The sequence below is a fragment of the Streptomyces kanasensis genome, assembly GCF_043077165.1.
Lineage (GTDB): Bacteria > Actinomycetota > Actinomycetes > Streptomycetales > Streptomycetaceae > Streptomyces > Streptomyces changanensis.
In genome coordinates this window covers 20,849-47,823 of record NZ_JBIBSF010000006.1, presented here as the reverse complement: position 1 = coordinate 47,823, position 26,975 = coordinate 20,849, and the positions used below count along the sequence as shown (strand labels likewise).

The 26,975-nt window shown below is 74.7% G+C and carries 19 protein-coding genes and 1 pseudogene; 9 read left to right on the top strand and 11 right to left on the bottom strand.

The window, feature by feature from the left end; all coding sequences use genetic code 11:
- Positions 1–3 precede the first annotated feature (3 nt).
- The 4 genes from ACF053_RS16525 to ACF053_RS16510 form a co-directional block, all read right to left on the bottom strand.
- Positions 4–1,788: a glycoside hydrolase family 15 protein gene (locus tag ACF053_RS16525; protein ID WP_391954553.1), complete on the bottom strand. Its 1,785-nt coding sequence runs from the start codon at positions 1,786–1,788 to the stop codon at positions 4–6.
- A gap of 65 nt (positions 1,789–1,853) precedes the next feature.
- Entirely contained in the window at positions 1,854–2,720 is an 867-nt protein-coding gene (locus ACF053_RS16520) for an SURF1 family cytochrome oxidase biogenesis protein (protein ID WP_391954552.1), read from the bottom strand.
- A gap of 42 nt (positions 2,721–2,762) precedes the next feature.
- Positions 2,763–2,996 carry a hypothetical protein gene (locus ACF053_RS16515; protein ID WP_058943565.1) on the bottom strand — a complete coding sequence of 78 codons (234 nt, stop codon included), beginning with the start codon at positions 2,994–2,996 and terminating at the stop codon, positions 2,763–2,765.
- A 276-nt stretch (positions 2,997–3,272) separates the two neighbouring features.
- Positions 3,273–4,253, bottom strand: a complete 981-nt coding sequence (locus ACF053_RS16510) for a DEDDh family exonuclease (protein ID WP_391954551.1) — start codon at positions 4,251–4,253, stop codon at positions 3,273–3,275.
- A 175-nt stretch (positions 4,254–4,428) separates the two neighbouring features.
- Between ACF053_RS16510 and ACF053_RS16505 the strand changes: the two genes are divergently transcribed.
- The 3 genes and pseudogenes from ACF053_RS16505 (at position 4,429) to ACF053_RS16495 (ending at position 6,930) form a co-directional block, all read left to right on the top strand.
- A complete protein-coding gene (locus ACF053_RS16505) occupies positions 4,429–5,139 on the top strand; it encodes a VIT1/CCC1 transporter family protein (RefSeq protein WP_058943563.1) in 711 nt (236 codons plus the stop codon).
- A 108-nt stretch (positions 5,140–5,247) separates the two neighbouring features.
- Positions 5,248–6,135, top strand: a pseudogene (locus tag ACF053_RS16500) (sterol desaturase family protein); the annotation flags it as partial.
- Positions 6,136–6,150: 15 nt separating this feature from the next.
- Complete coding sequence (locus tag ACF053_RS16495) at positions 6,151–6,930, top strand: lysoplasmalogenase (protein WP_391954826.1); 780 nt, start codon at positions 6,151–6,153, stop codon at positions 6,928–6,930.
- Here the strand turns inward: ACF053_RS16495 and ACF053_RS16490 are convergent.
- Complete coding sequence (locus ACF053_RS16490; protein ID WP_391954550.1) at positions 6,851–8,245, bottom strand: CoA transferase; 1,395 nt, start codon at positions 8,243–8,245, stop codon at positions 6,851–6,853. The genes ACF053_RS16495 and ACF053_RS16490 overlap by 80 nt on opposite strands.
- Before the next feature lie 199 nt (positions 8,246–8,444).
- Positions 8,445–9,977 (bottom strand): S8 family serine peptidase, encoded by a 1,533-nt coding sequence (locus tag ACF053_RS16485; RefSeq protein WP_391954549.1) that lies wholly within the window; start codon positions 9,975–9,977, stop codon positions 8,445–8,447.
- Positions 9,978–10,227: 250 nt separating this feature from the next.
- Between ACF053_RS16485 and ACF053_RS16480 the strand changes: the two genes are divergently transcribed.
- The 3 genes from ACF053_RS16480 (at position 10,228) to moaA (ending at position 13,375) form a co-directional block, all read left to right on the top strand.
- Positions 10,228–10,611 carry a DUF485 domain-containing protein gene (locus ACF053_RS16480; RefSeq protein ID WP_391954548.1) on the top strand — a complete coding sequence of 128 codons (384 nt, stop codon included), beginning with the start codon at positions 10,228–10,230 and terminating at the stop codon, positions 10,609–10,611.
- Positions 10,608–12,224 (top strand): solute symporter family protein, encoded by a 1,617-nt coding sequence (locus tag ACF053_RS16475; RefSeq protein WP_391954547.1) that lies wholly within the window; start codon positions 10,608–10,610, stop codon positions 12,222–12,224. Before ACF053_RS16480 ends, ACF053_RS16475 begins: the two co-directional genes overlap by 4 nt.
- Positions 12,225–12,385: 161 nt before the next feature.
- Positions 12,386–13,375 (top strand): GTP 3',8-cyclase MoaA, encoded by a 990-nt coding sequence (gene moaA, locus ACF053_RS16470; protein WP_391954546.1) that lies wholly within the window; start codon positions 12,386–12,388, stop codon positions 13,373–13,375.
- A 39-nt stretch (positions 13,376–13,414) separates the two neighbouring features.
- On the opposite strand, the gene ACF053_RS16465 is transcribed toward moaA, so the two are convergent.
- Positions 13,415–13,690, bottom strand: a complete 276-nt coding sequence (locus tag ACF053_RS16465) for a hypothetical protein (RefSeq protein WP_391954545.1) — start codon at positions 13,688–13,690, stop codon at positions 13,415–13,417.
- Positions 13,691–13,840: 150 nt separating this feature from the next.
- Entirely contained in the window at positions 13,841–14,317 is a 477-nt protein-coding gene (locus ACF053_RS16460; protein ID WP_391954544.1) for a DUF3099 domain-containing protein, read from the bottom strand.
- Between the two features lie 228 nt (positions 14,318–14,545).
- On the opposite strand from ACF053_RS16460, the gene ACF053_RS16455 reads away from it, so the two are divergent.
- Complete coding sequence (locus ACF053_RS16455) at positions 14,546–14,821, top strand: GlsB/YeaQ/YmgE family stress response membrane protein (protein ID WP_058943553.1); 276 nt, start codon at positions 14,546–14,548, stop codon at positions 14,819–14,821.
- Positions 14,822–15,058: 237 nt separating this feature from the next.
- Here the strand turns inward: ACF053_RS16455 and tyrS are convergent, their stop codons facing one another.
- The 3 genes from tyrS to ACF053_RS16440 all read right to left on the bottom strand — a co-directional run bounded on the left by tyrS (position 15,059) and on the right by ACF053_RS16440 (position 19,492).
- On the bottom strand, positions 15,059–16,327 hold the full coding sequence (gene tyrS / locus ACF053_RS16450; RefSeq protein WP_391954543.1) for a tyrosine--tRNA ligase: 1,269 nt from the start codon (positions 16,325–16,327) through the stop codon (positions 15,059–15,061).
- 253 nt (positions 16,328–16,580) lie between these two features.
- Positions 16,581–17,972 (bottom strand): metallopeptidase TldD-related protein, encoded by a 1,392-nt coding sequence (locus ACF053_RS16445; protein ID WP_391954542.1) that lies wholly within the window; start codon positions 17,970–17,972, stop codon positions 16,581–16,583.
- The gene (locus ACF053_RS16440) at positions 17,969–19,492 is read right to left on the bottom strand and encodes a TldD/PmbA family protein (RefSeq protein WP_391954541.1); all 1,524 of its coding nucleotides are present in this window, start codon (positions 19,490–19,492) and stop codon (positions 17,969–17,971) included. The genes ACF053_RS16445 and ACF053_RS16440 overlap by 4 nt, the downstream gene beginning before the upstream one ends.
- A gap of 145 nt (positions 19,493–19,637) precedes the next feature.
- Here ACF053_RS16440 and ACF053_RS16435 point away from each other — a divergent pair, with 145 nt between their 5' ends.
- The gene (locus ACF053_RS16435) at positions 19,638–25,427 is read left to right on the top strand and encodes an AAA family ATPase (protein ID WP_391954540.1); all 5,790 of its coding nucleotides are present in this window, start codon (positions 19,638–19,640) and stop codon (positions 25,425–25,427) included.
- Positions 25,424–26,956, top strand: a complete 1,533-nt coding sequence (locus ACF053_RS16430) for a hypothetical protein (protein WP_391954539.1) — start codon at positions 25,424–25,426, stop codon at positions 26,954–26,956. The genes ACF053_RS16435 and ACF053_RS16430 overlap by 4 nt, the downstream gene beginning before the upstream one ends.
- Positions 26,957–26,975: the final 19 nt, after the last annotated feature.

Here is a 26,975-nt window from a genome sequence, read left to right as displayed (position 1 = left end):
GACCTATCCTGCCGCGTCGTCCGCCGTCAGCGCGAGGGCGGTCGTGACCAGCCCGACGTGGCTGAACGCCTGCGGGAAGTTGCCCAGCTGCCGCCCGGCCACCGGGTCGTACTCCTCCGCCAGCAGCCCCACGTCGTTGCACACCCCCAGCAGCCGCTCGAACAGCTCGCGCGCCTCGTCCTTGCGGCCCATCAAGTTCAGCGCGTCGGCCATCCAGAACGAGCAGGCGAGGAACGTCCCCTCCCCGCCGGGCAGTCCGTCCACCGCGATCCCGTCCGTGCTGTACCGGTGGACGAACCCGTCGTGCCCCAGCTCGGCCGCCACCGCCTCCACCGTGCCGACCACGCGCGGGTCGTCCGGCGGCAGGAAGCCCACGCGCGGGATCAGCAGCGTCGCCGCGTCCAGCTCGGCGGAGCCGTACGACTGGGTGAAGGTGTTGCGCACCGGGTCGTACCCCCGTGCGCACACCTCCCGGTGCACCTCGTCGCGCATCGTCCGCCACCGCTCCACGTCCCCCGGCAGGTCGGGGTGCCGCTCCAGCGTCCGCACCGCCCGGTCGGCGGCCACCCACGCCATGACCTTCGAGTGCACGAAGTGGCGCCGCTGCCCGCGCACCTCCCACAGGCCCTCGTCCGGCTGACGCCACGTCGACTCCAGGTACCCCAGCAGACTCAGCTGGAGCGCCCAGGCGTGCCGCTGCGGCGGCATCCCCACCTCCCGCGCCAGGTACAGGGAGTCCATGACCTGGCCGTACACGTCGAGCTGGCGCTGGTTGACGGCGGCGTTGCCGATCCGCACCGGGCGCGAGCCGCCGTACCCGCGCAGCCACGGCACCTCGGCCTCCGGCAGCCGCCGCTCACCCGCGAGGCCGTACATGATCTGGAGGTCCGCCGGGTCGCCGGCGACCGCCCGCAGCAGCCAGTCGCGCCACGCGCCGGCCTCCTCCAGGTAGCCCGCCGACAGCAGCGCGTAGAGGGTCAGTGTCGAGTCGCGCAGCCAGCAGAAGCGGTAGTCCCAGTTGCGGACGCCGCCCATCTCCTCGGGCAGCGACGTCGTCGGCGCGGCGACGATCCCGCCCGTCGGGGCGTACGTGAGCGCCTTGAGCGTGATGAGCGAGCGCATCACCGCGTCCCGGTACGGCCCCTCGTAGGTGCACTGGGCCGCCCAGGACTTCCAGTCCTCCAGCGTGTGCTCCAGCGCCTCGTACGGGTCGACCAGGCCGGGGCGCGGCTCGTGGGAGGGGTGCCAGGTGAGGCAGAAGGCGACCTTCTCGCCGGGGCCGACCGTGAAGGAGGAGCAGGTGCTGTACTGCTGGCCCCAGGTCTTCACCTCCGGCTCGCTGCGCAGCCACACCGAGTCGGGGCCCGCGACGGCGACCCGGTGGCCGTCGGTGCGCCGCACCCACGGCACGGCCGACCCGTAGTCGAACCGCAGTCGCAGCACGGACGACATCTCGACCCGGCCGGACACGCCCTCCACGATCCGCATCAGGTCGGGGGAGCGGTCGCGCTGCGGCATGAAGTCGAGGACGCGGACCGTGCCGGTGCGGGTCTCCCACACGGACTCCAGCACCAGGGAGTCGCCCAGGTAGGCGCGCCGGGTGCAGGTGCGCGCACCCCGGGGCGCGAGTCGCCAGTGGCCGTTGTCCTCGTCGCCCAGGAGCGCGGCGAAGCAGGCGCCGGAGTCGAAGCGCGGCAGGCAGAGCCAGTCGACGGAGCCGTCCCGGCCCACCAGGGCGGCGGTCTGCAGATCGCCGATGAGGGCGTAGTCCTCGATACGTTGCGTCACGTTCTGGCGTGTTCCCACCCCGGAACAGCGCCAATCCGTCAGCCTGCGCGCCGGACGCCCGCGGGTCACCGGTCGGCGGGCTCCCACGGGGTCTCCACACCGGCACCGCCGCCGTCACCGCCGCTCCCGGCGCCGTCGTCACCGCCACCCGGTCCGGCGGGCCCGGCGGACCCGCTCCCGTCCGCGGCCGCCGCCTGGTCGCGCCGTTCCCGGCGGACCAGCACGACCCACCCCACCGGCACGCCCGCCGCGAACAGCCACCACTGGACGGCGTACGCCATGTGGGAGCCGATCGACTCGTGGTCGGGGTCCGGGATCGGCTCGGGGCCGCCGCCGGGCGGCGCGGGCTCCGTCAGCTCCAGGTAGCCGCCGAGGACCTCGCGGCCCAGCCGCTCCGCCTGCTGCTCGCTGTTGATGAGCATGACCTGGCGCGGCGGGAGACCGCGCAGGTCCTTGATGCCGCTGCTGTCGGTGGTCTGGTCGGCCATGAGCCGGCCGACCACGGTCACCCGGCCCTTGGGGGCGGGCGGCACGTCCGGGTAGGACTTCTGGTCCGGCGCGGCTGGCACCCAGCCGCGGTTGACCAGGACGACCCGGCCGTCGGTGAGGACCAGCGGGGTCAGCACGTGCATGCCGACCCGGTCGTCCGCGTTGGTGCGGCGCCGCACGACGACCTCGCGGGCGGTGTCGAACGTGCCCGTCGCCGTCGCCCGGCGCCAGAAGTCGGAGCGCGGGACGGTGTGACCCGGTGACGTGAGCTCGGTCACGGGGACGGGTGCGGCCGTGAGGTTGTCCGCGATCAGCGCGTTCTGGGCGACGCGGCGCTCGTGCCGGTGGAACTGCCAGAAGCCCAGCTCGACCATCACCGGGATCAGGACGAGCACGACGAGGGTGAGGATCACCCACTGCCGGGACAACAGGAAGCGGTACACCCCAAGACCGTACATCCCGCCCCTGCCGCACCCGGCCCCGGGTCAGGCCTTGTCGACGATGCCCGCCCGGCCCTCCGCGCGGGCGCAGTGCGCGCCGCAGTACCAGCGGCCGTCGGCCTCCACGCCCTGGCCGATGATCTGGACCCGGCAGTGTTCACAGATGGGCGCCATGCGGTGGATGGCGCAGGAGAAGCAGTCGAAGACGTGCACGGCGCCCTGCGCGTGCACCTCGAAGGACATGCCGTAGTCGTTTCCGCAGACCTCGCAACGTGCCATGCGCCACAGGGTGCGCGGAACGGTGGCCGGATCGGAGGACGGCGCGCCCGGCGGTCACCCGTTCGTCCCTCCGGCGCCCGTCCGCCCGTGCTCTCGGGGCCGCGCGTGGCCTCCGGCGCCCGCCCCGTGGCCCGCGCGCACGGACTGCCGCACCCACCGGGCCCACGCGCACCGCTCCCGGGCCCGCGCGCACGGACTGCCGCGCCCGCCCCGTGGCCCGCGCGCACGGACTGCCGCACCCACCCGGGCCCGCGCGCACCGCTCCCGGGCCCGGGGTCACTCGTCGGCCGGGGCCACGTCCCGCAGCAGGTGGGTGAAGGCGGCCTCGTCGACGATCGGGGTCCCGAACGCCTTGGCCTTCACGAGCTTGGAGGTGCCGGCTCCCGGGTCGTTGGTGACGAGCAGGCTCGTCAGCCGGGAGACGCTCGTCGCGATGTGCAGCCCGGCCTCGACGGCGCGGTCCTCCAGCAGCTCGCGCTCGACCGAGGTGTCACCCGAGAACGCGACCCGCATGCCCTGCTTGAGCGGCTTGTCCGACGTGTACCGCCCGGGGTTCGGGTACGGGCACGCCGGTCGCTTCCGTGACGGCCGCCAGCCGCCCGACCCGTACGTGGCCTGACGGCCGATGCGGGGCGCCGCCGCGGCGGGCGCCGCCGACCACTCCACGAGGGGCAGGCACTCCAGCAGCGGCAGCCGCACCCCGCGCTCGGCCGCCGCGCGCAGGCTCGGCCGGAAGGCCTCCGCCAGCACCCGCGCGTCGTCGAGGGCGTGGTGCGCCTGGCGCTGCTCCACGCCGAAGTGGGCCGCCAGCGACTCCAGCTTCATGTTGGGCAGCGGCAGCGCCAGTTCCTTGGCCAGCGCCATGGTGCACAGCCGCTGCCGCACCGGGGCGGTGCGCTCCGCCCGGGCGTACTCCCGGGCGATCATCGTCCAGTCGAAGTAGGCGTTGTGCGCGACGAGGACGCGGCCGTCGAGCCGCTCGGAGAACTCCGCGGCCACGTCGGCGAAGAGGGGCGCCCCCTCCAGCACGTCGCTCGTCAGGCCGTGGATCCACACGGGTCCCGGGTCGCGCTCCGGGTTGACCAGCGTGTACCAGTGGTCCTCCACCCGGCCGCGCGCGTCGAGCCGGTAGACGGCAGCCGACACTATGCGGTCGTGGGCGGAGAGGCCGGTGGTCTCCACGTCGACGACCGCGTACCCCTGCGGGTAGGCGGCCGGCCAGGCTGCTGCTGTCATACGGTCGTCGAGCATGGTCACTGAGAATAGAGGCCGCCACCGACAGCGCCGCCGCCGGGTTTGCCCCACGGCGCGGTGTTGACGCGTCAGTGGGCCCCCGCCGGGCGCCGTGGGAGGGGCCTCCCGCGGCCGGTCGCGCCGTCGGCGCGCGTGCCGTTTCCGCGTCGGACCGGGCCCGGATGAGACCCTCGGCGTCGTGACGGACACGACCACGCACGAGCCGCACGGCGGGGCGCTCGGCTCCCGCCTCAACTGGCTGCGGGCCGCCGTGCTCGGCGCGAACGACGGCATCGTCTCCACCGCCGGCCTGGTGGTGGGCGTCGCGGGCGCCACCACCGAGCGGGCCGCGCTCCTGACGGCGGGACTGGCCGGACTGCTCGCCGGGTCCATGTCGATGGCGGTCGGCGAGTACGTCTCCGTCTCCACCCAGCGCGACTCCGAGAGGGCGGCCCTGGCGCAGGAGCGGCGGGAGCTGAGGGAGCAGCCGGAGGCCGAACTGGAGGAGCTGACGGACCTGTTGGCGGAGCGCGGCCTGACCCGGGAGGTGGCCCGCGAGGCCGCCGTGCAGTTGACGGAACGTGACGCCCTGCGGGCCCACGCGCGGGTCGAGCTGGGCATCGACCCGGACGAGCTGACCAACCCGTGGCACGCCGCCGGGGCCAGCTTCCTCGCCTTCACGGTCGGCGCCCTGCTGCCGCTGCTGGCGATCGTGTGGCCGCCCGCACCGGCGCGGCTGTGGGTGACCGTCGCGTCGGTCCTCGCGGCGCTCACGCTCACCGGCTGGTGCAGCGCCCGCCTCGGCTCCGCCCCCGTCCGCCCGGCGGTGGCGCGCGTGGTGGGCGGCGGCGCGCTGGCGATGGCGGTGACGTACGCGGCGGGGTCGCTGCTGGGCGCCGTCGGGGTCTGACCGGGCGGCCGTTGGTGGATGTCACCAAAGCTCGTTGACAAGTCGTCTCGCATACTTGTCGGTAACCACCTCTAGCCCCGGCCCGACACCCGGCCCTACGGTGCTCGCATGTCGCCGAACCTGCCCGATGTCGTGCTGTGGTCGATACCCGCCTTCGTCCTGCTCACCGTCCTGGAGATCGTCAGCTACCGGCTGCATCCCGACGAGGACGCCGCCGGGTACGAGGCGAAGGACGCCGCCACGAGCATCGGCATGGGGCTGGGCAGCCTCGTCTTCGACTTCCTGTGGAAGATCCCCATCGTCGCCGTCTACCTGGCGGTGTACGAGCTGACGCCGCTGCGCGTCCCGGTCCTGTGGTGGACCGTGCCGCTGATGCTGCTGGCCCAGGACTTCTTCTACTACTGGTCCCACCGCGGCCACCACGTCGTGCGGATCCTGTGGGCCTGCCACGTCGTCCACCACTCCAGCCGCAAGTTCAACTTCAGCACCGCGTTGCGGCAGCCGTGGACCTCGTGGACCGTGTGGCCGTTCTACCTGCCGCTCATCGCGTGCGGAGTGCACCCGGCGGCCCTCGCCTTCTGCTCGTCGGCGAACCTCGTCTACCAGTTCTGGGTGCACACCGAGCGGATCGGCAGGCTGCCGGGCCCCGTCGAGTACCTCTTCAACACCCCCTCGCACCACCGGGTGCACCACGCCTCCCAGGGCGGCTACCTGGACCGGAATTTCGGCGGCATCCTCATCGTCTGGGACCGCCTCTTCGGCACCTTCACCGCCGAGACCGTCCGCCCGGTGTACGGCCTCACCAAGAACATCGACACGTACAACCCGCTGCGCGTCGCCACCCACGAGTACGCGGCCATCGCCCGCGACCTGCGCGCGGCCCGCTCGTGGCGGGAGCGGGCGGGGCGGGTCCTGCGGGGGCCCGGCTGGCAGCCGGCGCCCGCGCCCGACCGGGCGGCGGAGACGGCCGGCCGACCCACCGGGGAGAGCCGCGCCGCCCGGGAGGGGCGTGTGACTCGGGAGGCTCGAAGGGCTCAGGAGACTTCCACGACTCGGGAGGCCCGTGGGGTGCGGGAGACCCGGGTGCGCCGGGACGGCGGGACGGGGCGGGGCGGGCGCGAGCGGCTCGTGCGCCTCCTGCCGCCGCTCTTCGCGGCCGTCCTCGCCGCCGACCTCCTCGCGCTGCTCGCCGGCTCCGGCGTCGGCCACGCGGTGGCCAAGCCACTGCTGATGCCGCTGCTCGCGGGGTACGCGGCCCTGCGCGGCGCGCCCCGCACGCTGGTCGCCGCGCTCCTCTTCGGCTGGGGCGGCGACGTGTTCCTGCTCCTCGACGCGGAGTGGGCGTTCCTCGTCGGCATGGGGTCGTTCGCCGCCGGGCACGTCTGCTACCTGTCGCTGTTCGGGCGGGCCCGCACCTCGCCGCTGCTGGGCGCCGGTTACGGCGTCGCGCTCGTCGCCGTGGTGCTGCTGCTGTGGCCGGACCTCCCCGCGTCCCTGCGGATCCCGGTCGCCGGGTACTCCCTGCTGCTCACCGCCATGGCGTACCGGGCGAGCGGCCTGGGCGCGGCCGCCGGGGCGGGCGGGGCGCTGTTCCTGCTCTCCGACACGCTCATCGCGACCGGTGTCGCCGACTGGCCGCAGGCGCCCGTCCCCGACTTCTGGATCATGCTCACCTACGGCGCCGCGCAGTACCTGCTGGCCACCGGCGTGCTCATGTCGTCCAGCGCGGGGCGTCCGCTCCCCACCGGCCCGGCGGCCGCGTCCAGTCGCGGGGCCCGCCCTCGTAGCTGACGGGGGAGGGGGCGTACCGCAGCCGGCCGCGTGGGGTGTCCCGCTCCAGCAGCCCGGGGGCGGGCGCCGCGCTCCCGCCGGCGGTGGGGGAGGCGCCGGGCGCCGGGTCCTCCCGGTCCGTGCCGTGGGTGAGCAGGTGCGCGGTCCGGGTCAGCGTCGCCTCGACCCGCCAGGTGCCGCCGGCGCGGTGACGTTCCGTCAGGGCGCGGAGGACCGCCGCGGCCACCAGGTAGCCGGTGCCGTGGTCGAGGGCCTGTGCCGGGAGGACGCCCGGCTCCGTGCCGCCGCCCTCCGTCAGGGCGATGCCCGTCGCCGCCTGCACCAGGCTGTCGAAACCGCGCCGGCCGCCCCACGGCCCGGACCCGCCCCACGCCGACAGCCGGGCGACCACCAGGCCGGGACGGCGCTCGGCCAGGGCGGCGGGGGCGAGCCCGAACCGGTCCAGCGCGCCGGGGCGGTAGCCGGTGACGACCACGTCGGCCGTCGACAGCAACTCCTCGAAAGTCCGCCGGTCGGCGGCCCGGCGCAGGTCAAGGAGCGCCGAGCGCTTGCCGTTCCCCGTGTCGTCGTGCGCCTCCTGGCTCTCCGGGAGCTCCGGGGCGTCCACCCGCAGGACGTCGGCGCCCAGCAGGGAGAGGGTGCGCGTGGCGACCGGCCCGGCCAGCACCCGCGTCAGGTCCAGGACCCGTATCCCGGCGCACGGCGCATCCGCGCCCGCGGAGGGCACGCCCGCCGCGGGGCCCGGTGCGTCGCCGGTCCGTTCGAGGTCCAGCACGGGTCGTCCCGCGAGCGGTGCGCCCTGCCCGGCGGCCCAGGTGTCGGCGTCCCGGACGGCCACGGCCAGGCCCCCCGCCGCGTACACGGCCTCCTCGACCTCCACCGCCCGGCGCCCGGCCAGCGCGTCCGCGACGGCCTCGCCGTCCGCACCGGCGGGCAGTCCCAGCGCGGTCAGCAACCGGTCGCGGTGGTGCGGGTAGTTCGCGTGGGTGCGCACCCAGCCGTCGGCCGTGCGCCAGAACCGGGAGAGCGGGGCGAAACCGCCGCCCGACCTTCCGTCGAGCGCCACGTGCCGCTCGCTGTGGAAGGCCGCGGCGACCGCCGCGTCGTCGACCGCGACCCGCGGCACCGCGCCCCCGCCGCGCGCGGCGGCGAGCTCCGCCGCGGCCAGCGCACACACCGCGACGGTGGTGCGCGCCAGCTCCGCCACGGGCAGCCGGGAGGGGAGCAGGCCCGGTACGCGGTGGTACGCCACCCGCTGTGGCATCTCCGGATCGGCACCCAGTGCCGCCCAGGTGGAGGACATCGCCCTGTTCATCCGTTCATCATGGCACTCCGTGCCGGGGGCGGGAAGATCCCAGGCAGGTGGGAGGACGGTCCGGGGCAGGTGGGCCGGTGGGCCGGTGGGAGGCGGGGCGAGCAAGGGTGGGGCCGGGGGTGCCGGCTGGGCTTCCGCACATGAAAGAGCCCGGGCGCGGTGACCGCGCCCGGGCTCTCCCTCCCCGATCAGCCGAGCGTCACCAGCGGACCGCGTCCAGCGCGTCGACCATGCCGTGGCCGTAGAAGCCGTTGTAGCGCTTCCCGCCCTCACATACGGCGTCGACCTCCCCGTCGGCGTCGTAGTCGTACGGGTTGGTGCACGCCGTGTCGTCGGCCTGCCCGTACAGCAGCGCCTTCACCATGGCGGGCGTGGCCCGCGGGTGCTTCGACTTGATCAGCGCCACGACACCCGCGACGTGCGGGGACGCCATGGACGTGCCCGCCTTGTAGTTGTAGCCGCCGTTGACCGTCGTCGACAGGATCCGGCCGTTGACGGCCGGGGCCTGCGGCGTCTGGTACTCGGTCCGGTCACCGCCGGGGGCGGCGATGTCCACCACGCCCAGGCCGTAGTTGGAGAACGACGACTTCAGCGTCTTGGCGCCGGTCGACGAGACCGTGACGACACCCGGCAGCATCGTCGGGATGTCCGGGCACTGGCTCGGGTCGACGACCCGCTCCACCGGCTCGGTGTCGTTCGGGCTCGTGGTGTCCGTGACCGAGTCCGACGCCAGGTCCGTGTCGGAGTTGCCGGCCGCCGCGACGTTGACCGACCCCTTGCGCTCCGCGTACCGCGTGGCCCGCGTCAGCGCCTCGACCAGGGCGCCCTGGTCCGGGTCGTTGGTGCAGTTGTACAGCCACGGGTCCACGTAGTAGCTGTTGTTGGTGACCTCGACACCGTGGTCGGCCGCCCACATGAAGCCGCAGACGACGGCCTCCGTGTAGAAGAAGCCGTCCGGGTTCGAGACCTTGATGCCGGAGACCTTCACGCCCGGCGCGACACCGGTCACGCCGACGCCGTTCTTCGCCGCGGCGATCGTCCCGGCGACGTGCGTGCCGTGGTCGCTCTCGCCCGGCGCCGGCCGCCACGAGCCCTCGGTGCTGTCGGCCTTGCCGGTCACGCAGTTCGCGGACGCGGCGCGGTCGAAGTTGGGGGCCAGGTCGGGGTGGGTGTCGTCGACGCCCGTGTCGATGACGGCGACCGTGACCTTGCTGCTGCCGAGCGTCCGCTCGTGGGCCTTGTCCGCCTTGATGGCGGGCAGGCTCCACTGCAGCGGCTCCAGCGGGTCCTGGTCGGCGTCCGCCTCGGCGGCGGCCGCGCGGGCCTCCGCCGCGGTGAGCGGCTGCGCGGCCTCGTCGACGTCCTTCGTCGCGACGGGGGCCAGCGGCGCGGTCCGCGTGGCACCGGCCGACTGCACGCCCTTGGCGGTGCGGACGGTCTGCGCGAACGCGGGGTTCTTCGAGTGGGCGACGATGACGCCGATCGCGTCGTACGACGCGACCACCGTGCCGCCCGCCTCGGATATCGCCTTCTTCACGGAGGCGGTGTGGCGACCGCCCTTCGTGTTCACCACGTACGAGAGGTTGGGGCCGTCCGCGGCGACGGCGGCCGGAACGTCGGTGGTGGGGGCGGCCGAGGCGGCACCCGCCGGCAGGAAGCCGAGCGAGGCCGTGAGCGCCAGACCGACGGGCAGAGCGAGTGCGCGCCCGCGCCTGGTTCCCAGATGAGCCATGGGTTCTCCACATCATCCGTGACGTCCGCCCACATGCTGTTATGGGCGGGTACATGACGAGCGAAGCTATCGCTGATCATCCCCGCGCAGCAATGAGTTCGCGAAGAAATCGGGAGGAAAGAAGAAGCGGGGTGAACCGCTTCGCGACGCCCTCCGTGACGTTGTCAGGGGAGGAGGCCACGGCGGCCTCCGCGGCACCCGCCCGGTGCCCCGCCCCAGCCCCCAGCACCCGCGTCGCGAGGAGTTCCCGTTGGCCACCGAAGCACCGCCGCCCCCAGGGGGCGCGGCCACCCGCCCCGCCCAGCCCCCGACGGAGGCCTTCGTCCTGACCCAGGAGAGCGCGGAGTTCGGCGAACTGCGCCGTGCCCACCGCTCCTTCGCCTTCCCGCTCACCGTCGCCTTCATCGCCTGGTACCTGCTGTACGTCCTGCTGTCGAACTACGCGGGCGGCCTGATGGGCACCCGGGTCGTCGGCAACATCAACGTCGCCCTCGTGCTGGGCCTCGCCCAGTTCCTGACGACGTTCCTCATCGCCTGGTTCTACGCGCGGCACGCGGCGCGGCGGCTGGACCCGCGGGCCGAGGCCATCAAGGCCCGCATGGAGAACGAGCAGCGCGCGGAGGCCGACGCATGAGCACCACCACCCTCGCCGCGGCGGCCGCGAGCGAGCACCGGACGCTGATCATCACGCTCTTCGCGTGCTTCGTCGTCGCCACGCTCTTCATCACCGTGTGGGCCGGCCGCCAGACGAAGGACGCCGCCGACTTCTACGCCGGCGGCCGCCAGTTCACCGGTTTCCAGAACGGCCTGGCCATCTCCGGCGACTACATGTCCGCCGCGTCGTTCCTCGGCATCGCCGGCGCCATCGCCCTCTTCGGCTACGACGGCTTCCTGTACTCCATCGGCTTCCTCGTCGCCTGGCTGGTGGCCCTGCTGCTGGTCGCCGAACCGCTGCGCAACTCCGGCCGCTTCACCATGGGCGACGTCCTGGCGTACCGCATGCGCCAACGGCCGGTCCGCACCGCCGCCGGCACCTCCACCATCGTCGTGTCGATCTTCTACCTGCTGGCGCAGATGGCCGGCGCGGGCGTCCTCGTCTCACTGCTCCTCGGCATCACCAGCGACGCCGGCAAGATCGCCATCGTGGCGCTGGTGGGCCTGCTGATGATCGTGTACGTGACGATCGGCGGCATGAAGGGCACCACCTGGGTGCAGATGGTCAAGGCCGTCCTGCTCATCGCGGGGACCCTGCTCATCACCTTCCTGGTCCTGATGAAGTTCGACTTCAACGTCTCCGAACTGCTCGGCCGGGCCGCCGAGAACAGCGGCCACGGCGCCGCGTTCCTGGAGCCGGGCCTCAAGTACGGCGCCTCCGCCACCTCGAAGCTCGACTTCCTCTCCCTCGGCATCGCCCTCGTCCTCGGCACGGCGGGACTGCCGCACATCCTCATCCGCTTCTACACCGTGCCCACCGCCAAGGCCGCCCGGAAGTCCGTGAACTGGGCCATCGGCATCATCGGCGCCTTCTACCTGATGACGATCGCCCTCGGCTTCGGCGCCGCCGCCCTCGTCGGCCCGGCCGAGATCACCGCCTCCAACAAGGCGGGCAACACCGCGGCGCCGCTCCTCGCGCTGCACATCGGCGGCGCGGACTCCCCGGCCGGCGCGATCCTGCTCGCGGTGATCTCGGCGGTCGCCTTCGCGACCATCCTCGCCGTCGTCGCCGGCCTCACCCTCGCCTCGTCGTCGTCCTTCGCCCACGACATCTACGCCAACGTCATCCGCAAGGGCCAGGCGACCGACCAGGAGGAGGTCCGGGCCGCCCGCTGGGCGACCGTCTTCATCGGCGTCGTCTCCATCGCGCTCGGCGCGCTCGCCCGCGACCTGAACGTCGCCGGGCTCGTCGCGCTCGCCTTCGCGGTCGCCGCCTCCGCGAACCTGCCGACGATCCTCTACAGCCTGTTCTGGAAGCGCTTCACCACCCAGGGCGCCCTCTGGTCGATCTACGGCGGCCTCGCCGCGTCCGTCTTCCTCGTGCTCTTCTCGCCGGTCGTCTCCGGCAAGGCCAGCTCGATGTTCCCGGGCGTCGACTTCGCCTGGTTCCCGCTGGAGAACCCCGGCCTGATCTCCATCCCGCTGGGCTTCCTGCTCGGCTGGCTCGGCTCCCTGCTGTCCAAGGAGGGGCCGGACAAGGGCAAGTACGCCGAGCTGGAGGTCAAGTCCCTCACCGGTGTCGGAGCGCACTGAGACGCCCACCCCGTGTCACCGCCGGCGGCCGTGTCGTAGGACCCTACGACACGGCCCCGCGGCTTCCTGGTCCAAACGGCCCACGACGCCGCCCGGCCGGTCGCGTAGGCTCGGGAAAGGACGACGAACGAACAGCTGGTCGAACCGGGGAGGGCGCCACCGTGCTCATCGACACATACGGCCGGGTGGCCACGGACCTCCGGGTCTCGCTCACCGACCGGTGCAACCTGCGCTGCACCTACTGCATGCCCGAGGAGGGACTGCAGTGGCTGGCCAAGCCCGACCTCCTCACCGACGACGAGATCGTCCGCCTCATACGGATCGCCGTCACGTCGCTCGGCGTCACCGAGGTCCGCTTCACCGGGGGCGAGCCCCTGCTGCGCCCCGGCCTCGTCTCCATCGTCGAGCGGTGCGCCGCCCTGGAGCCCCGGCCCCGGATGTCGCTGACCACCAACGGCATCGGGCTCAAGCGCACCGCCGTCGCGCTCAGGGACGCCGGACTGGACCGGGTCAACGTCTCCCTCGACACGCTGCGCCCCGACGTGTTCAAGGCCCTCACCCGGCGCGACCGCCACCACGACGTGCTGGACGGGCTGGCCGCCGCCCGCGAGGCCGGCCTCACCCCGGTCAAGGTCAACGCCGTGCTCATGCCGGGGCTCAACGCCGACGAGGCCCCCGACCTGCTGGCCTGGGCCGTCGCCCACGACTACGAACTGCGGTTCATCGAGCAGATGCCGCTCGACGCCCAGCACGGCTGGAAGCGGGACGGCATGATCACCGCCGGGGACATCCTGGAGTCGCTGCGCACCCGCTTCACCCTCACGCCGGAGGAGGACGAGGAGCGCGGCTCGGCGCCCGCCGAGCGGTGGCTCGTCGACGGCGGTCCGCACCGCGTCGGTGTCATCGCCTCCGTCACCCGCCCCTTCTGCCGGGCCTGCGACCGCACCCGCCTCACCGCCGACGGTCAGGTCCGCACGTGCCTGTTCGCCCGCGAGGAGACCGACCTGCGCGGCGCGCTGCGCTCCGACGCCCCGGACGAGGAGGTCGCCGCCCTGTGGCGGCGGGCCATGTGGGGCAAGAAGGCCGGTTCCGGTCTGGACGATCCGTCGTTCCTCCAGCCCGAGCGGCCGATGTCCGCCATCGGCGGCTGAACCGTACCGGGGGCTGAACCGTACCGCCCCCGCCCGTGGCTAGGCGGCGTCCCCGCCGGCCCCGGTACCGGGCGTCGTCCCGTCGTCCGCCGGGCCGGCGGGGTCCCGGGACTCCCACGCGGCGAGCGTGACGACGTCCTTGAGGAAACCCCGCACCCCGAGGAACTGCGAGAGGTGCTCCCGGTGCTCCTCGCACGCCAGCCAGGTCTTGCGGCGCTCGGGCGCGTGCAGCTTCGGGTTGTTCCAGGCCAGCACCCACACGGCGGCGGCGCGGCAGCCCTTGGCGGAACAGATCGGGTGGTTCTCGTCGCTCACAGCAGATGTCCTGACAACCGTGTACGGACAAAGGCGACGCCGGGCAGCCACGGGGGGAGCTGCCCGGCGTCGGTCCGTCGCTCCGACGGGGGATGCGGAGCGCCTACGCAGTATGTCACGCACAACCCGGTCGTGTGCACGGGAACTTCACTATTGATCTGAGCTTTTCTTGAGCTTTTCGGTGCGCTCCCCGGCCTCGTCCGGGCCCGCGGCCCGCGCGCCCGGGGCGTCGCCGTCGCCCTGCCCCGCGGCGTCCCCGTCCGCGTCCGCGTCCGCGGTGCCGGTGCCGGTGTCGGTCGCGGTCCCGTCCTGTGGGCGCGGGGCCTCCAGCACCGGGCGGGCCACGGGCGGCGCCGACACGAACGTGGACGGCAGCTTCGGCGCGGTCTCCCGCCCCGCGTTCGCGATCACCACCGCCACGTACGGCAGGACCGCGCCCAGCACCAGGGCCACGACCGCCACGTGCCGCTCGACGTTCCACAGCGCCGCGGCGGCGATCACCGCGAGCGTGCGGACCGTCATCGAGATCACGTAGCGCCGCTGCCGCCCGCGGACGTCGTCCGCGAGGCCCTGCCGGGCACCCGTGATCGTGAAGACCTGACCGCCACCGCCGCCGTGCTTCCGCATCCCGTTCCACCACCGACCCGTGCGCCGGCCCTCACCTGGCCGGTCCCTGCCTCCACGGTACGCCCGCCCGGTCCCGCGGCGGCTTCCGGGGCCCACCCGGTCGCCCCACTCCACGGGCCCGGCGGAAGCCGCCGCCCACCGGCCCGAAACCGCCCGACATGCGCGCTACGTCCCCTTGGCCCAGACTGTCAGGGACTGCTCACGTCGATCCGTACCGAGGAGGCAGCCATGGGCTGGTTGTGGGCGATTATCGTGGGGTTCGTGCTCGGACTGCTGGCGAAGGCCATCCTGCCGGGCAAGCAGCACAGCCCACTGTGGCTGATCACCATCTTCGGCATCATCGGTGCCATCGCCGGCAACGCCCTGGCCCGCGCGTTCGGGATCGAGGCGACTCCCGGTATCGACTGGGGCCGGCACGCGCTGCAGGTGGTCGCGGCCGTCGTCGTCGTCGGGATCGGGGAGATGCTCTACATGTCGATGCGGGGCAACCGCCAACGGGCCTGAGAGCCCGTCCGCACCACCCTCCGGACACCACGGCGGCCCGGGAGCGCGAAGGCCTCCCGGGCCGCCGTGCCGCGCGGGGCGGCGGGGTCCGTACGGCGCGGGGGCCGCACGGCGGGTGGGTCCGGGCCCGCGCGGGGCGGGCGCCGCGCCCGCACCACCGGCCGGCGGTCGCGTGACCGGGCTCGACCGCCGGCCGGCCCAGGCCGGCAGTGACGGGCTCAGCCGGCGGTGACGGGCTCAGCCGGCGGTGACCTCGACCGCCGCCAGGTTCTTCTTCCCGCGCCGCAGCACCAGCCAGCGGCCGTGCAGCAGGTCGCCGGCGGACACCTCGGCGTCCTCGGCGGTCACCTTCGCGTTGTTCACGTAGGCGCCGCCCTCCTTCACCGTGCGCCGCGCGGCGGACTTGCTCGGCGCGAGGCCGGCCTCCGTGAAGAGGTCGACCACGAGCCCCGGCTCGCTCACGCGCGCACTCGGCAGCTCGGAGAGCGCCGCCGCGAGCGTCGCCGCGTCCAGCTCCGCCAGGTCGCCCTGGCCGAACAGCGCCTTCGACGCAGCGATCACGGACGCGCACTGCTCGGCGCCGTGCACCAGCGTCGTCAGCTCCTCGGCGAGCGCGCGCTGCGCCGTCCGGGCCTGCGGACGCTCCTCGGTGACCCGCTCCAGCTCCTCCAGCTCCGCACGGCTGCGGAAGCTGAGGATGCGCATGTACCGGGAGATGTCCCGGTCGTCCACGTTCAGCCAGAACTGGTAGAACGCGTACGGCGTGGTCATCTCCGGGTCCAGCCAGACCGCGCCGCCCTCGGTCTTGCCGAACTTGGTGCCGTCCGCCTTCGTCATCAGCGGCGTCGCCAGCGCGTGCCCCACGGCGTCCGGCTCCAGGCGGTGGATCAGGTCCAGGCCGGCCGTCAGGTTGCCCCACTGGTCGCTGCCGCCCTGCTGGAGGACGCAGCCGTACCGGCGGTACAGCTCCAGGAAGTCCATGCCCTGGAGCAGCTGGTACGAGAACTCGGTGTAGCTGATGCCCTGCTCCGACTCCAGGCGCCGGGCCACGGAGTCCTTCGTGAGCATCTTGTTGACGCGGAAGTGCTTGCCGATGTCCCGCAGGAACTCGATGGCGGACATGCCGCCCGTCCAGTCGAGGTTGTTCACCATGGTGGCGGCGTTGTCGCCCTCGAAGATCAGGAACGGCTCGATCTGCGAGCGCACCCGCTCCACCCAGGCCGCGACCGTCTCCGGCGAGTTCAGCGTGCGCTCGGCCGTCGGCTTCGGGTCGCCGATCTGCCCGGTCGCCCCGCCGACCAGCGCCAGCGGGCGGTGGCCCGCCAGCTGGAGCCGGCGCATGGTGAGCACCTGCACCAGGTGGCCCACGTGGAGGCTCGGGGCGGTCGGGTCGAAGCCGCAATAGAACGTGACCGGACCGTCCGCGAGAGCCTTGCGCAGTGCGTCCTCATCGGTGGACTGGGCGAACAGCCCGCGCCACTTGAGCTCGTCGACGATGTCCGTCACGGGTCTCGTGCCTCCTCGTATGCGTGTCGTGCAGCCGGCCCAGTCTAGGGGGTGCGGGGGCACGGGGGCCCGGTGGTTGAACGGTGTCCGACGGGACCGCCGGAACGGCGATCATGCCGCCCACCAGCGACGCCCGGGCCCACCCGGCCCACTCCGGCCGTGGCCCGGCCCCCCGACCCGCCCGGCCCACGGCCCCATCGGGGCGCCGGCCCACCGGTTCGCCCGGCGCCGACCCGGGCCGGCCCCCGGTGCGTCACACGCCCTGGCTCACCGAGCTCATGTGGAAGTCCGGCACCCGCAGCGGCGGCATCGCGGCCCGCGTGAACCAGTCGCCCCACTCGCGCGGCAGCGTCCGCTCGGTCCGGCCCGCCTCCGTGGCCCGCCCCAGCAGGTCCACCGGGGACTCGTTGAACCGGAAGTTGTTCACCTCGGCGACCACCTCACCGCCCTCCACCAGGTACACGCCGTCCCGGGTCAGCCCGGTCAGCAGCAGCGTCGCCGGGTCGACCTCGCGGATGTACCACAGGCAGGTCAGCAGCAGCCCGCGCTCGGTCGCCGCCACCATCTCCTCCAGCGACCGCCCGTCGCCGCCGTCCAGGACGAGGTTCCCCGGGCCCGGGGCCACCGGCGAACCGGTGAGTCCGGCGCTGTGCCGCGTCGTGACGAGCCGCTCCAGCCGGCCCTCGCGGATCCAGTCGACCGGCTCCAGCGGCAGCCCGTTGTCGAACACCGACGCGTCGTCCCCGGACGAGTGGGCGATCACGAACGGCGCCGACTCCAGCCCCGGCTCCGCCGGGTCGCTGCGCAGCGTCAGGGGCAGCGGCGTCAGCCGCTCCCCGACCCGCGTCCCGCCGCCCGGCCGGGCGAACACCGTGCGGCCCTCCGCCGCGTCCCGGGCCGCCGCCGACCACTGCTGGTAGATGAGCAGGTCCGCCACGGCCGTCGGCGGCAGCAGCGTCTCGTACCGCCCGGCCGGCAGCTCCACCCGCCGCCGCGCCCAGCCGAGCCGGCGCGCCAGCTCCTCGTCCAGCGCGAGCGGATCCACGTCCCGGAAGTCCCGCGTGACCCGGCCCGCCCACGCCGAGCGGGTCCGGTCCGGGGACTTCGCGTTGAGCTCCAGCGTCCCGTTCGGCTGGTCGTGCCGCAGCCGCAGCCCCGTCGACGTGCCCAGGTACGTGGAGGTCAGCTCGTGGCTGGCGAACCCGTACAGCTCCCGCCCGCCGGAGCGGGCCCGGGCGAAGGCCTCGCCCAGCGCGGGCGCGAAGTCCCCGAACACCGCCGACGAGGTCTCGGCCGGCGCCCCGGTGAAGTCCGGCGACCGCGGCACGCCCGTCACCAGCGGCTGCGCGTCCTCGGCGGGACCCGCCGCGCGCGCTGCCGCCTCGGCCGCCCGTACCAGCGGCTCCAGCTCGTCGGCGGTCACCGCCGACCGGGACACCACGCCCGAGGCCGTGCCCCGCGCCCCGTCCACGGTCGCGACGACCGTGAGGGTGCGGCCCCGGGTGACGCCGTTCGTCGTGAGGGCGTTCCCCGCCCAGCGGAGGTTGGCGGAGGAGTGCTCGTCCGCGATGACGACGCACCCGTCGGCGCGGGACAGCTCCAGGGCGCGCTCGACGGTCTCGTGGGGCTTGCTGACGCGACTCACCGGCCGGCCTCCTGCGTGGTGTTCAAGATGTTGACGCCCCGGAACAGGGCGGACGGGCAGCCGTGCGACACCGCCGCGATCTGCCCCGGCTGGGCCTTGCCGCAGTTGAACGCGCCGCCCAGCACGTACGTCTGGGGCCCGCCGACCTTCTCCATCGAGCCCCAGAAGTCGGTCGTCGTCGCCTGGTACGCGACGTCCCGCAGCTGTCCGACCAGCCGCCCGTTCTCGATGCGGTGGAAGCGCTGGCCGGTGAACTGGAAGTTGTACCGCTGCATGTCGATCGACCACGAGCGGTCGCCGACCACGTAGATGCCGCGCTCCACCCCGCCGATCAGGTCCTCCGTCGACAGGCCGCCCGGATCCGGGCGCAGTGACACGTTCGCCATCCGCTGCACCGGCACGTGGCCCGGCGAGTCCGCGAACGCGCAGCCGTTGGAGCGGCCCAGGCCGGTCAGCCGCGCGGTCCGCCGGTCCAGCTGGTACCCGACCAGCGTCCCGTCGCGCACCAGGTCCCACGACTGCGCCTCGACGCCCTCGTCGTCGTACCCGATGGTCGCGAGACCGTGCTCCGCCGTCCGGTCGCCCGTCACGTTCATCACGGGGGAGCCGTACCGCAGGGAGCCCAGCCGGTCGAACGTCGCGAACGACGTGCCGGCGTACGCCGCCTCGTAGCCGAGGGCCCGGTCCAGCTCGGTGGCGTGCCCGATCGACTCGTGGATCGTCAGCCACAGGTTCGACGGGTCGACCACCAGGTCGTACGTCCCCGCCTCCACGCTCGGCGCGCGCATCTTCTCGGCGAGCAGCTCCGGGATCCGCTCCAGCTCGGCGTCCCAGTCCCAGCCGGTGCCGGTCAGGTACTCCCAGCCGCGCCCCGCCGGCGGCGCCAGCGTCCGCATGGAGTCGAACTCGCCCGTCGCCGCGTCCACCGCGACCGCCGTCAGCTGCGGGTACAGGCGCACCCGCTGCTGCGTGGTGACCGTCCCGGCCGTGTCGGCGTAGAACTTGTTCTCGTGGACGGTGAGCAGCGAGGCGTCCACGTGGGCGACGCCGTCCGCCCGCAGCAGCCCCGCGCTCCACTCCGCCAGCAGCCCGCTCTTGTCGGCGTCCGGGACGGTGAACGGGTCGATCTCGTAGGAGGAGACCCACGTCCGGTCCGCGTGGACCGGCTCGTCCGCCAGCTCCACGCGCTCGTCCGACCCCGCCGCCGCGATCACCCGCGCCGACAGCTGCGCCATCGCGACCGCCTGCGACGCGACCCGGGCGGCGGCGTCCATGGTGAGGTCGACGCCCGAGGCGAACCCCCACGCCCCACCGTGCACCACGCGCACCGCGTACCCGAGGTCCGTCGTGTCGGACGACCCGGCGGGCCGCGCGTCCCGCAGTCTCCAGGAGGCGCTGCGCACCCGCTCGCAGCGGAAGTCGGCGTGCTCCGCGCCGAGCGCCCTGGCCCGCGCGAGCGCCGCGTCGGCGAGTGCCCGCAACGGCAGAGCCAGGAACGCCTCATCGATGTCATGGGCCACAGGCGGCCTTCCTTTCCGAGGTGACGGGGGTCCGTCGACGTCACTAGGCGGAAGTGAAACACGGGGCGGCCCCGGACGCGGGAGGCGGCGGACGAACCGGCGGCTTCGAGCCACGTTGCGTGACGGATCCTGGCATCATGTCGCCATGCAGGGATGGGGAGTTGAGTTCCGCTCGTGGCTGGGCTCACTCGACGAGCCGCGGTTGCGCAGGCTGCTGACGTGGCACCGGTGCCTGCGCCGCCGCAGCTGCGCCCACGACCGCCGGCAGCACCCGCCCCCGGTCGTCACGCGGCGTGAGGCGGCCCAGGCCCGGGTGTGGATCACCCGGGCGGCGCCGCGGCAGCTCCACGCCATGGCGTTCTGCGGACTGCACTGGGCGGTCGACGCGCTCCGCCACGACCACGGTTTCACCGACGAGGCGCTGCGCACCCCCACCGACGAGCAGCTGCACGCCATGTTCGCGGCACTCGACCCCACGATCGCCCGGTGCGCGTTCCACGCCCTGCTGGCGGCCGACCCGGAGACGACGAGTGCCGCCGCGCTGGTACGGCTGCGCCCCGACTCCCTCCGTGCCGCCGCCGACCGCGAACCACCGGCCCGCAGGCCATCGGGCCGTGGCCCATCGGCCCGTAGACAGGAGACCGACGCACCCGTGGAACCCACCACCCAAGACCTCGGCGGCCTCGCCGCCGACCTGCGGACGGCGGGCGTCGGCCTGGCCGAGGCGCTGCGCGCGGCGGCCGACGCCGTCGCCTCCGGCCGCCACCCGGATCAGGACCCGGTCACCCCGGCGGAGGAGCTGGACCGCTGGTGCCGGCTGCGTGCCCACGTCGCCGCGCGCGTCGCCGCCGAGGGCGGCGCCTGGCCGGAGGACGCCGCCTACGACGCCCTGGAGGAGGAGCTCGACCGGCTCTCCCGGGCCCGAGCGGAGCGCGAGACGGCCCTCGCCGCCCTGCGCGGGAAGGCCGCGCGGTACGAGGAGCTGGTCGACACGGCGGGGGACGAGGAGGAGGCGGCCACGCTGGCCGTCCTGCTGGAGCGCGTGCGCGCCCGGATCGCCGAGCTGGAACACCCCGGCGCGGCGGGCCCGGACGCGATACCCGGGCCGGTCACCGCCGCCGCGCCCACCGCCGCCGCGCCCACCGCCGTACCGGGCGGCCCCGGGCCGGAAGCGCCGCCCGCCGCGCCCGCGCCCGAGCCGGAGCCGGTCGCCCCCACGACCGGTACGACCGGGGCGGGGCCGGCCGTGGAGCCGGTCGCCGTCCCGTCCGCCGCGGCGGAGCCGGTGACGGTCCCGGAGCCGGTCGCCGTTCCCGAGCGGCCCGCCGCCCCCGAGCCGGTCGCCGTCGCGGGGCCGCCGGTCGTCCGTGAGCCGGTGCCCGGGCCGCCCACCGCGCCGGAGACGCCCCGAGCCGTCGCCGCCGTCCCCGCGCCCCGGCCGGCGCCCGCGCCCACCCACGTCCGCACCACCGCCACCCCCGCCGTGCCCGTGGTGGACGACGAACCCTGGCCCGACTGCGTGCCCGACGCGGACTGGGACCCGCGGGCCCCCTGGGACAGCGGGCGCCGCGCCCCGGTCGTGGAACTGGTGCGCGGCGGACGCCTGGCGGAGGCGTACTGGATGACCGCGGCCTCGGCCGAGCCCCCGGTGCGCGCCCGTGCCCTCGCCTTCGCGGCCGCCGCGTTCTCCTGCGCCGCCGAGTCCGAGGCCACGCCCGTCCAGATCACCCACGACATCGACCCGCTGGAGCTGGGCGAGGACCGGGAGGCGTACCTCCTCGCCGTCGTCGCCGCCCTGCGGGCCGGGCTGACCGCGCGCTGGCCGCACGCCCTCGTGAGCGGCTTCACCATGCCGTCCGGCCTCTCCGCGCCCTGGCAGGACCTGCTCACCGAGCTCGTCGCCGCCGTCCGGGACTGCCGCACCTTCGAACCGGGCGCCCTCCCGAGCGACGGGGACGGGCAGGGGCAGCTCACCCCCGAGGAGATCGGCGAGGCGGCCGGGACCCTCCTGGAGGACCTGCCGCGCCGCAAGATCAAGTACCAGCGGGCCTCCCGCGTCCTGCAGTACCTGTGCGGCCCGTCCGGCGAGCTCGGCGGCGCGCTGCGGGCGGTGTCCGAGTGGGCGGAGGGCACCGGCGACGCCACGGCCTTCCGCGCCCTCGCCGACGCCCTGCGCGACACCGCGTACGTCGACGGCCTCATCGAGGAGGGCGACAGCCGCTTCCGCACCCCCAAGCAGGCCAAGGAGTCCATCCACTCGGGCGCCCTGCGCCAGTTGCACGCCGCCGCCCGCGCCGTCGGGGACCTCCTCGTCAAGGCCGACGCCGTGGCCGCCGGCGCGCAGGCCAGGGCCCGGGCGGCCGAGGCGGGCCTCCCCGGCATCGCCCGCGCCCTGAGGGAGCTGAAGGGCGACGCCGAGCACACCGGCGTCGGTGGGGCCGCCCTCGGCCTGCTCCGCGACTGGCTCACGGGCGGGCTGCCGCAGCGCGCCGGCACCTGGAACGCCGCCCTCGCGGCGGACGGCGCCCCGACCCCGGCGCCGGACTGCCTCCTCACCCTGCCCGACCTGCCGAGGACCGCCACCGGCGAGCCCGACCTCGGCGACCCGAGGACCGCCCGCAGGCTCGCCGCGGTCCTCGCGCCCAGCACCCCCGAGGACGCCCTCACCCGGTACCTCGACCGCGGTGACCTGCACCTCGCCCGCGCCCTGGTCCGGCTGGTCGAGGAGGACGCCGACAGCCGCGCGCAGACCGAGCCCGACTGGTGCGAGAGCGCGGCCAGGCGCCTGCGCGAGGCCGAGGACGCCTGGCGCAGGAAGGTCTCCGACCGGCACCGCCAGGCGGAGGTCCTGCTCGCCCAGATGCGCACCCTCAACCAGCTCGCGCCCGACCAGGAGCGGGAGTTCACCGGGCGCCTCCAGGAGTTCGCCGACGGGGACGGCTCCGGCCGCTACCGCCACGCCACGGCCCGGCTGCACAGCCTGGAGGAGGAGCTCGCCGGGCTCGTCGACGCGTCGACCCGCCGGCTCCGCGAGGACCTGGAGGGCCTGCGGTACAACCCGGAGCGGCCGCTGTCCGAGACCGACCACGACCGCATCGCCCGCCTCGTCGACGAGGGTGACACGGTCACCGCGCAGGAGTTCCTCTCCCTCGTCCGCGGCGGCGACAAGCTCCCCGACCGGCCCGCCGACGACGGCGCCGAACTGGCCGCGTTCCTCTCCGGTCTGACCGGCCGCGGCAGCCCCCCGCCCGGTGGCGACGGCGTCCACGCCGGCTGGTGGGTCTCCCGCTACGGCTCCGGCACCCCGCTCACGCCCGCCGCCGAACTGGGCCTGGAGTCCTGGCGGGCGCTGTGCACCAAGCGCGGCCGGAACATGGAGTGGCAGCAGCACGTCCCGCGGGTGCTGCGCCTCCTCGGCCTCGAACCGGTCGGGCAGCTCCACTCCGATCGCGCCGGTGACGGCATGCGCCGCCTGCGCGTGCGGGCCGCCGTCGCCGAACGGGCCGGGTACGTCGCGGCGCTCGGCTCGCGCGCCACCTCGTACACCGTCCTGCTCATCTGGGAGGAGCAGCGGGCCGACGGCCCCCTCGCGCACCTCGAGGACGCCGACGTCGACGCCAACATCGTCCTGTACCTCCACCCCCTCGGCCCGGAGGGGAGGCGCGGCCTCGCGGAGGCGGCCCGGTCCGGCGCGCAGCAGGCCCTCGTCGTGGACCCCGCCGTCCTCGGCTGGATGGCGGCCCGCGCCCCGGGCACCTTCCGCGCCCTCCAGCGGGTGACGCTGCCGTGGACGGCGTACAACCCGTACACGCCGTTCGTCGCCGGGCTCGTCCCGCCGGAGGTCTTCTACGGCCGGGACGACGAGATGCGGGAGGTGATGGACCAGAACGGCGGCCTCTTCCTGTACGGCGGCCGGCAGCTCGGGAAGTCGGCGCTGCTGCGCCGGGTGGCCGAGCTGTTCCCCAGCCGGTCCGAGACGAACGTCGCCGTCTACCTCGACCTCCTCAAGGCCGAGATCGGGCAGGCCGAGTCGCCCGACCAGATCTGGAGCCTGCTCGCGGACGACCTGAAGCGGCGCGGCGTCTTCGCGCCCCGCCTGTCGGAGCGCGCGGGACCGGAGGTCGTCGCCAAGCGGATCCGCGACTGGCTGGAGGAGGACGACTCCCGCCGCGTGCTGGTCCTCGCCGACGAGGCGGACGCCTTCCTGACCGCCGACTCGCGCCGCACCTTCCGGGCGGGCGGGGAGTCGACCTTCCCCAACGTCAAGCGGTTCCAGCAGCTGATGGAGCACACGCACCGCCGGTTCAAGGTGGTCTTCGCCGGCCTGCACCAGGTGCAGCGCTTCGGCCACCTGTCCAACGTGTCGACGGCGCACGGCGGCCCCGACGTGCTCGTCGGCCCGCTCAAGCAGCACGCCGCCGTCCGGCTCGTCACCGAACCCATGGCGGCCCTCGGCTACGTCTTCGCACGGCCCGAGCTGGTCTGGCGCATCCTCGCCATCACCAACTACCAGGCGAACCTGGTGCAGATCTTCTGCAGTGAACTGGTCCGCACCCTGCACGCCCGGCCGCACGACGACCCGGGCCGCCCCACCCTCGTCACCGAGGAGGACGTGCAGGAGGTCGCCGCCTCGGAGATCGTCCGGCGCCGCCTCGCCGAGCGGCTGCGGTTCACCATCAACCTGGAGGACCGCTACCGCGTCCTCGCGCTGGTCATCGCCCTGCGCAGCCTGGAGGACGGCTACCGCGGCGACTACACGGCCCGCCAGCTCCTGGAGTGGGCGCGGGAGGCGTGGCCGCAGGGGTTCGAGCAGCTCGCGGTGAAGCAGGTGGAGATCTTCCTGACGGAGATGGTCGGCCTGGGCCTGCTCATCCAGCTGGAGGACCGCTCCGGCTTCGCCGTCCGCAGCCCCAACGTCGTCAACATGCTCGGGACCCGCGAGGAACTCGAACTGGAGCTCCGCGAGACCGAGTTCGGCCTGCCCTACGACTACAACCCGCGGGCCGCCCGCCGTCTCCTCGGCCGCGACCCGCGCAACCGCCTCCAGCGCTACAGCCCCCTCACCGAGGGCCAGCTGCACGAGGCCGCGCAGCCCGGCGTCACCGTGATCGGCACGACCGACCTCCACCGGCCGCAGCTGATGTTCACGGCCGCGTCGGCGTTCGCCGAGGCCCGCGGCGTCGAGGTGCTGCAGCCCGACCCCGGGGACGACCTGCGGCAGGTGCTGAAGGACGCGCGCCGGCTCCGCAAGAACTACGTCCTCCTCCTCGACCTGCGCGGCCGGGGGGAGGAGGAGCTGCGCGCACCCCTCACCCAGTGCGTCGACCACGCCGGGCCCGCGGCCGACAAGATGGACCGTCCAGCCGTCGGCCGCAAGGGCTCCGACAACCGCTCCGTCCTCGTCCTCGCCGACGCGGCCGCCGTCGGCGCCGTACGCCTCTCGCCCCCGGAGGACGAGCTGCCCGTACGGTTCCTGCGCCCCGAGCGGTGGACGGTGGACGCGCTGCGGGCCTGGCCCGAGTGCCCGTTCGTCTCCCGCGAGGAGCGCGGCCGGCTGGTGGCGGCGACCGGCGGCTGGGGGCAGTGGACGGAGGTGGCCGTCGAGAGCGTCACGCAGAACGGTGCCACCCTCGACAGCGCCCTGGAGTACGTCCGCACGGCCATCGCCAAGCCGGCCAACGTCGAGGCGCACCTGCGTCAGTCGGGTCTCGGCGCGCGGGACGTGGACCTCCTGGAGACGTGGAGCGGCTACATCGAGGAGGGGCAGGGCGTCCCGGTGGACGACGTGCAGGCGGCCGTCGGCCTGCCGGCGCGGGAGACGGAGGCGTGGTTGACGCGGCTGGACGCGCTCGGCCTGATCGACGAGAACCCCGCGGGCCTGGCCCTGGACGCCGTCACGTTCCGTGCGGTGCGCGCGCGGGGCGCCGGGCGGTGAACGTGCTCGACGGGGCGGACGCGCTGCCCCTGCTGCCGGGGGCGCGCGCCCAGATCCGGCGCATCGCCGCCGACCTGGAGGGCGGGCTGCACTGCCTCTGGCTGCTGCCGGACGCCCTGGTCGCGTCCGGCCAGGGCGACGAGCTGTACCGGGCGGTCCTGCGGACCTCGCCGGACCGGCTCGACCTCCCGGGCGCCGCCGCACCCGCCCCCGGGCCGGCCCCTGAGCCCGGTTCCTCCCTCGGGCCCGGGCCCACCGGCGCCGCGGACGGGAGCGCCGTCGACGGGGCGGCCACCGGGCCGCACCCCGCCGACCTGCCGGTCCTGGAGGGGTACGACGACGGGTTCGACATCGGCTGGCAGCCCGTCGTCCCCCGCCCCCGCACCCCCGCCCCGCGCGGGGAGGACCCGGCGGACCTCGTCGCCCGGCTCGCCAAGGAGCTGTCCGTCGCCCCGGGGGAGGTCCTGGCCCGGCTCACCGACCCGTCCGCGCACTGGCGGCCCGTGATCGGCGTGCGGGCCTGGCAGGAGCCCCCGCCGCGGGCCGCGCCCGGGCGGGCCCCCGAGCGGGGCCAGGACGTCGCACGGCTGGTCCGCTCCCTCACCGCGGCCGTCAAGGAGGCCGGCCTGCCGCTGGACCGGCGCCCGCGCCTCCTCGTCCTGGCCCGCCTGTCCGACCTGCCCGCCGCCCTCCCCGACGAGTCCGAACTGGACCTCGGCGCCGCCGCCGTCCACTGGTGGTGGGGGACCGTCGGCCGCCTCGACGCCGCGACCGTCGTCGCCGAGGCCGCCGACGACCGTGTCGCTCGGCCCCGCCCCGGCGGGGCGCTGCGCGAGCGGATCAGGCGCGCCGTGCGCGAGGAGATCATCGCGGAGGTGAGCGGCCCGGACCTCGCGCTCGCCCGGCACCTGGCCTCCCACTGGGACGGCTCCGACCGCACGCTCGACCGCTGCCTGCGCGACGGCCTCGATCCGGACCTCGGCCGGATCGCCGCCGCCTGCCGGTCCGCCGCCGGCGAGGCGGTGGCCGGCCACAAGCCCGGATCCGCGCTGCGCGACGCTTGGTCCCGGGGTGCCGTCCAGGCGTGGGAGGGACGACTGCGCCACCACCCGGCGGGCTGGTACGCCGATGACTCCGGGCACCGCCCGGACGAGCTCACCGCCCTCGTCGGCCACGCCCAGCAGCGCGTCCTGCTGCCGTGGATAGAGGAGGTGCGCCGCCGCCTGGCCCGGCTCGCGCCCGCCTGGGCGTCCCGGCCGTTGGCGCAGCTGGTGGAGACGTACGTCCAGCGGCCCCCGGCCGGCCACCGCGCGCACCCGGAGCGGGCGTTCGAGGCCGTCGAGGTGGGGCCGATGCTCACCGCGCACCTGCGGGGCGACCTCGCCCTGCCGCCCGAGGAGGCGGAGCTGCTGCGGGAACTGGTGACCGCGCGGAACGTGCTGTCGCACCGCGGCGTGCTCTACGACGCCCGCCTCCACACCCTGTGCGACGCCATCGCCGCGGCGGACCGCAGGTGGCTGCGACTGTAGGGACCCGACAGCTGGGGCG

What these genes read in the sequence shown, in the direction of transcription:
- ACF053_RS16515 (WP_058943565.1), bottom strand. Translation starts at nt 2,996, where the DNA reads ATGGCACGTTGCGAGGTCTGCGGAAACGACTACGGCATGTCCTTCGAG.
- ACF053_RS16490 (WP_391954550.1), bottom strand. Translation starts at nt 8,245, where the DNA reads ATGAACAGGGCGATGTCCTCCACCTGGGCGGCACTGGGTGCCGATCCG.
- ACF053_RS16485 (WP_391954549.1), bottom strand. Translation starts at nt 9,977, where the DNA reads ATGGCTCATCTGGGAACCAGGCGCGGGCGCGCACTCGCTCTGCCCGTC.
- ACF053_RS16475 (WP_391954547.1), top strand. Translation starts at nt 10,608, where the DNA reads ATGAGCACCACCACCCTCGCCGCGGCGGCCGCGAGCGAGCACCGGACG.
- ACF053_RS16460 (WP_391954544.1), bottom strand. Translation starts at nt 14,317, where the DNA reads ATGCGGAAGCACGGCGGCGGTGGCGGTCAGGTCTTCACGATCACGGGT.
- ACF053_RS16455 (WP_058943553.1), top strand. Translation starts at nt 14,546, where the DNA reads ATGGGCTGGTTGTGGGCGATTATCGTGGGGTTCGTGCTCGGACTGCTG.
- ACF053_RS16435 (WP_391954540.1), top strand. Translation starts at nt 19,638, where the DNA reads ATGCAGGGATGGGGAGTTGAGTTCCGCTCGTGGCTGGGCTCACTCGAC.